Source organism: Nocardia sp. NPDC058497, from assembly GCF_042720195.1.
Classification (GTDB): domain Bacteria; phylum Actinomycetota; class Actinomycetes; order Mycobacteriales; family Mycobacteriaceae; genus Nocardia.
In genome coordinates, this window is sequence record NZ_JBHXMY010000375.1 from 1 (window position 1) to 5,939 (window position 5,939).

General features: G+C 67.6%; 4 protein-coding genes and 1 pseudogene. 2 read left to right on the top strand and 3 right to left on the bottom strand.

Annotated features, from left to right (window positions below; translation table 11 throughout):
* Both ACFWPJ_RS22360 and ACFWPJ_RS22365 read right to left on the bottom strand, forming a co-directional pair.
* Positions 1-156 (bottom strand): annotated as a pseudogene (locus ACFWPJ_RS22360) (ABC transporter permease); the annotation flags it as partial.
* A 61-nt stretch (positions 157-217) separates the two neighbouring features.
* The gene (locus tag ACFWPJ_RS22365; protein ID WP_378854251.1) at positions 218-1,846 is read right to left on the bottom strand and encodes an ABC transporter substrate-binding protein; all 1,629 of its coding nucleotides are present in this window, start codon (positions 1,844-1,846) and stop codon (positions 218-220) included.
* A gap of 242 nt (positions 1,847-2,088) precedes the next feature.
* Here ACFWPJ_RS22365 and acs point away from each other — a divergent pair, with 242 nt between their 5' ends.
* Both acs and ACFWPJ_RS22375 read left to right on the top strand, forming a co-directional pair.
* Positions 2,089-4,041 (top strand): acetate--CoA ligase, encoded by a 1,953-nt coding sequence (gene acs / locus ACFWPJ_RS22370; protein WP_378854253.1) that lies wholly within the window; start codon positions 2,089-2,091, stop codon positions 4,039-4,041.
* Between the two features lie 52 nt (positions 4,042-4,093).
* Positions 4,094-4,726, top strand: coding sequence for an LON peptidase substrate-binding domain-containing protein (locus ACFWPJ_RS22375; RefSeq protein WP_378854255.1), 633 nt, complete (start codon positions 4,094-4,096; stop codon positions 4,724-4,726).
* Positions 4,727-4,743: 17 nt separating this feature from the next.
* On the opposite strand, the gene ACFWPJ_RS22380 is transcribed toward ACFWPJ_RS22375, so the two are convergent.
* Entirely contained in the window at positions 4,744-5,781 is a 1,038-nt protein-coding gene (locus ACFWPJ_RS22380; RefSeq protein WP_378854257.1) for a Fic family protein, read from the bottom strand.
* Positions 5,782-5,939 lie beyond the last annotated feature (158 nt).

Here is a 5,939-nt window from a genome sequence, read left to right on the forward strand (position 1 = left end):
CAATGCGGCCTCGGCGGCGGGGGTCAGTGGTTTCTCACCGGCCAGCGCCTTGATCGGGTCGCCGGGGATCAGGAAAACCATCGCGTAGATCAGCAGCGTCGCGCCGAGGAAGACCGGAATCATCTGGAGCAGGCGCCGAAGTATGTACCAAGCCATCATTCCTCCGAAAACGGCCGGGGCCGAGCCACCGCACGTGGCCCGGCCCAGCTCCGAGTCCCTATTTCTCGATGTTCTCGAAGTCGAACAGACCGTTCCAGGCCAGATCGGCCTTGGTCACCCTGTCGGACCGGCCCGCGGCGGCGACATAGTCGAACACCGGGATGTCGGCCATGTCCCTGATCATGATCGTCTGCGCCTGCGCGATCAGCTTGTAGGACTCCTCCTGGGTCGGCGCGGCCATGGCGGCGTCGAACAGACGGTCCACCTCGGGGTTGTTGTAGTCGACGTTGTTGGTCTCGGAGTAGCTGTAGTACTGCGAGGACAGGAACTGCATCATCGTCGGGTAGTCGCCCTGCCAGCCGTAGCGGAAGGCCGTGCCGATGGTCTTGGCGTTCACCGCGTCACGCACGTTCTTGAACGTCGGCACCGGGTTGGCGACGGCGTCGATCCCGAGGGTGTTCTTGACGCTGTTGGCCACGGCCTCGATCCAGGCCTGGTGGCCGCCGTCGGAGTTGTAGGTGATCGTGTACTTGCCCGACCACGGCGAGATCGCGTCGGCCTGCGCCCACAGCTTCTTGGCCTGGTCCGGGTTGTAGTCGAACACCTCCGCGCCCGGCAGGTTGCCGTTGAAACCGGGCAGCGTCGAGGCGGTGAAATCGCGGGCGGGAACGCGCAATCCGTTGAAGATCTTCTCGATGATCTGCGGGCGGTTGATCGCCATGGAGATCGCCTTGCGGCGCAGCACGCCTTCCTCACCGCCGAAATGCGGCACGGTGGTCTGGATGCCGATGTGCTGGTTCTGCGCGGTCGGCTTGGTGATCGCGCGGTCGCCGAGATCGCTCTTGTAGGAGGTCAGCGCGCTGTCGGGAATGGTGTCGAGTGCATCGAGATTGCCCGCCTGCAGATCGGCGTAGGCGGTCTCGTAGGACTGGTACATGACGAACCGCAGGCCCTTGTTCTTGGCCGGACGGCCGCCGGGGTAATCCGGGTTGGGCTTCAAGTCGATCTTGACGTTGTGTTCCCACGATTCGAAGGCGTAGGGACCGTTGCCGACCGGGTTCTCACCGAAGGCCTTCATGTCCTTGAAGGCGGAATCGGGCAGCGGATAGAACGGGGCGTAGCCGAGCGCGCTCTCGAAATCGATCGACGGGGATTTCAGCTCGACGGTGAAGGTGCGGTCGTCGACCACCTTCAGGCCCGACATCGTCTGCGCCGTTGGCTGCTCGGCATTCACTTCGTCGAATCCGACAATCGGGGTGAACACATAACTCTGCAGCTGCGCGTTGGTGGCGAGCGCGCCGTAGTTCCACGCGTCGACGAACGACTTCGCGGTCACCGTCGTACCGTCGGTGAATTTCCAGTTCGGCTTGATCGTGATCCGGTACGACTTGCGGTCGGCGGTCTCGATCTTCTCCGCCATCTCATCGTGCGCCTCACCGGTGGCGTCGTAGTACTTCAGCCCGGCGAACAGGCGGTCGACGACGCGACCACCCATGTTCTCGTTGGTGTTGGTCGGCACCAACGGATTCTGCGGTTCACCCGCGTTGGTGGTGACAATGCTCGCGTCGGCACTGTCGTCGGACGAGCACGCAGTAAGGCTGAGGCTGGTGGCCGCCAGGCCCGCTGCGATCAGCGCAGTCGCTTTGATGAATCTCAACGCTCTCTCCCGGTTCGATTCCCGTGGCATAACGCGCTTTATGCTCGACAGAAAAGAATGAACAATTCTCGGAACCATCAGCTGAACGGTTGAGTTAAAACGATAGCCCGCGACCGCCCAGTCTGTCCGCGAAGTCATCGGATGAACTTGCCCGCGAAACCTCGCCGATACAACGCCCCCGATGGGGCACCCGGGTTGACTACTGTCGAGGTAGCAGGGGCGAGCCCCTCGCGACCGACCCGACCGCACCAGGCATGTGAGGCTGATTCGACATGACCGAAACCGCTGCAGGACATCAGGACTCGTATCCACCGAGCGCGGAGTTCGCCGCCTCCGCCAACGCGGGCGCCGCCCTCTACGACCGCGGCGAGACCGACCGCGACGGCTTCTGGACCGAACAGGCCAACCGGCTGCACTGGCACAAGCCCTTCACCCAGGTCCTGGACTGGGCCGATGCCCCGGTCGCGCGCTGGTTCGCCGACGGCGAGCTCAATGTCGCCTACAACTGCGTCGACCGGCACGTGATCGACGGGCACGGCGACCAGGTCGCCATCCACTGGGAGGGCGAGCCGGGCGATTCCCGCGACATCACCTACCGCGAGCTGCTCGCGGAGGTGTCGCGTGCCGCGAACTACCTGACCGAGCTCGGCCTCGCGGCGGGCGACCGCGTCGCGATCTACATGCCGATGGTGCCCGAGGCGATCGTGTCGATGCTGGCCTGCGCCCGCCTCGGACTCACCCACTCGGTGGTGTTCGCCGGCTTCTCGCCGAGCGCGCTGCGGCAGCGGGTCGACGATGCCGAGGCCCGGCTGATCATCACCACCGACGGGCAGTGGCGGCGCGGCAAGCCTGCCCCGCTCAAGGAGGCCGTCGACGAGGCGCTCGCCGCCAAGGGTGACGTGCCGTCCTCGGTCGAGCACGTGCTGGTGGTGCGGCGGGTCGGCACCGAGGTGCCGTGGACGGATGGCCGCGACCTGTGGTGGCACGAAACCGTCTCCGCCGCTTCGCCTTCGCACGAGGCACAGGCCTTCCCCGCCGAGCATCCCCTGTTCATCCTCTACACCTCCGGCACCACCGGAAAACCCAAGGGCATCCTGCACACCACCGGCGGCTACCTCACCCAAACCGCCTACACCCACCACAACGTCTTCGACCACAAAGCAGGCGACGACGTCTACTGGTGCACCGCCGACATCGGCTGGGTCACCGGCCACAGCTACATCGTCTACGGACCACTGGCCAACCGCGCCACCCAAGTCGTCTACGAAGGCACTCCCAACTCCCCCAACGAACACCGCCACTTCGAGATCATCGAAAAATATGGCGTCACCATCTATTACACCGCGCCGACGCTGATACGCACCTTCATGAAGTGGGGCCGGGAGATCCCCGACGCGCACAACCTGTCCACGCTGCGGCTGCTCGGTTCCGTCGGCGAACCGATCAATCCCGAAGCCTGGCGCTGGTATCGAGACGTCATCGGCGCCAACAAGACCCCCATCGTCGACACCTGGTGGCAGACCGAAACCGGCGCGATCATGATCTCGCCGCTGCCCGGCGTCACCGCGGCCAAGCCCGGCGCCGCCATGCGCCCGCTGCCCGGTATCTCGGCGAAGGTCGTCGACGAGGAGGGCAAGCCGGTGCAGCTCGGCGAGACCGAGGCCAACGGCTACCTGGTGCTGGACAAGCCGTGGCCGTCTATGCTGCGCGGCATCTGGGGCGACATGGAGCGGTACCGGGCGACCTACTGGGACCGCTATCCGGAGCAGGGCTGGTACTTCGCCGGTGACGGCGCCAAGCTCGATGCCGACGGCGATCTGTGGGTGCTGGGCCGGGTGGACGACGTCATGAACGTCTCCGGTCACCGGATCTCCACCGCCGAGGTCGAATCCGCGCTCGTCGGGCATGCCGGCGTGGCCGAGGCCGCCGTGGTCGGGGCGAGCGACGCGACGACGGGTCAGGGCATCGTCGCCTTCGTCATCCTCACCGGTGACGCGGCCGGTCAGGCCGGACCGGCCCTGGTCGACGAGCTGAAGGCCGAAGTGGCCAAGGAGATAAGCCCGATCGCCAAGCCGCGCGAGATCCACATCGTGCCCGAACTGCCCAAGACCCGCAGCGGCAAGATCATGCGCAGGCTGCTGCGCGACGTCGCCGAGGGACGCGAACTCGGCGACACCTCCACCCTGGTCGACCCGACCGTGTTCGAGGCGATCGCCAAGGGATGAACCGAGCATGTCGGACCGGCACGGCACGCGCGATACCGGGCATGCTGTGACGGTGGAGATTCCTATGTTTCCGCTGGGGGCGGTACTGCTGCCCGGCGAGCCGCTGTCGCTGCAGATCTTCGAACCGCGCTATGTCGCGCTGGTCGAGGACTGCCTCGACGGACGCCGGGAACCCGAGTTCGGCGTCGTCCTGATCGCGCGTGGGCACGAGGTCGGCGGCGGTGACGTCCGCACCGATGTCGGCGTCGTCGCCCGGATCACCGACGTCGTCGAACTGTCGGGCTCACGGTTCCGGCTGCGCTGCCTCGGCACCGACCGCATCCGCGTCGAGCAGTGGCTCACCGACGCACCGTATCCCCAGGCCGAGGTACGGGTATGGCCGGACGAACCAGGCGCCGACGACACCGACCTACTGGCCGACCTGCGCAAACGCGCCGATCGCCTGCACACGCTCACCGCGCAGCTGGCCCGCCGCTCCGGCATCCGGCGCCCACCGCCGTCGGCGTCGCTGGAAGATCTCTCCACCGACCCGACAACCCGCTCCTACGAGCTGGCCGCCCGCCTGCCGATCGGCCCCACCGATCGCCAGGCGGCGCTGTCGGCCCCGGACCCGCACATCCGGTTGGCGACCCTCACCACCGCGGTAGACGACGCGATCGCGATGATGGAGTTCCGGTTGCAGTGATCCGGCCCGAACGCCGGTCAGCCGCGCGGCACCGGTCGCTGTGGCGCAAGCGTGTCACCGTCGGCGTTCGCCAAGCATCGCTCGAGCGCGACGAACGCTTCGAAGACGTCGGGGGCCTCGAAGGCGCGGTTGCGGCGCCCGATGCTGACCTGCCGGAGGATGCCCGCCTGGACGAGGCGGTCGATGGCGGTGTTGGCGGCGGGAAAACTCCGCCCGACCAACGCCGCCGCGGTGGCCGCGGTGATGATCGGCGCACCGACGAGATGGGGAAGCAGCAGCGCGGCAGCTGAATCGGCACGTACCGGCGCCAGTCGCGCACGCCAGTTCGCCAGCAGCGCGGCGGTTCTCGTCTCGAAGACCATCGCGTCGGCCACCGCTTGACTGCACGCCGCGGCACAGCGCCCGACCCAGGTATTCACACCCTCCATCGCCGCCGCGGTATCGGGCGCACCGAGATGCCGGAATCCGGTGAGGCCATCGATGTAGCTGCGGGTCGCCGTCGCCAGCACGAGCGAGACCGGCGCGATCACCCGTTCGGACAGGCCACGGCGGCGAAGTACGAGGTGGATCAGCACCCGACCGGTACGTCCGTTGCCGTCGACGAACGGGTGGATCGTTTCGAACTGGGCGTGTGCGATCGCGGCCTGCGCGACCGCGGGCAGGTCGTCGGTGTCGAGGAAAGCGATCAGGTCGGCCATCAACTCCTCGACATAGCGTGCGGGAGGCGGCACATAGATCGCTGAGCGCGGGTTGTAGTCGCTGCCGCCGATCCAGTTCTGGCGATCCCGAAAGCGCCCGCCGTGCGGCTCGAGCCGAGTACCTGTCAGCAAGCGCCGATGCACCTCGGTGACGACCTCGGTGGTGATCGCCTGACCGCGCGAAACGGATCGCACTCCGGCCGCCATCGCTTCGATGTTGGCCAGCACTTCCACCGCGGTGACATCGGCCGGCTTGTCGTCGAGGTCCGCGGCAGCCGCGGCACGCAGTAGTGGGGGGGGGGCGGGGGGGGGCGCGGCCCACCCGGGAGAGCGGCACGCACCCCCCCGCCCCCCCACCCCCCCCCCCTCTCTCACCCCCCCCCCCCGCGGCGCGGCTCGCCCCCCCCCCCCCCCCCCCTCCACCACCTCCGCCCGCCCACTCCGTCTGGTCCCGGGACACGCCGACGGCCCCCCGCCCGGGCCGCCCGACCCAGGTGGCGGTGCCGGGCATCGGC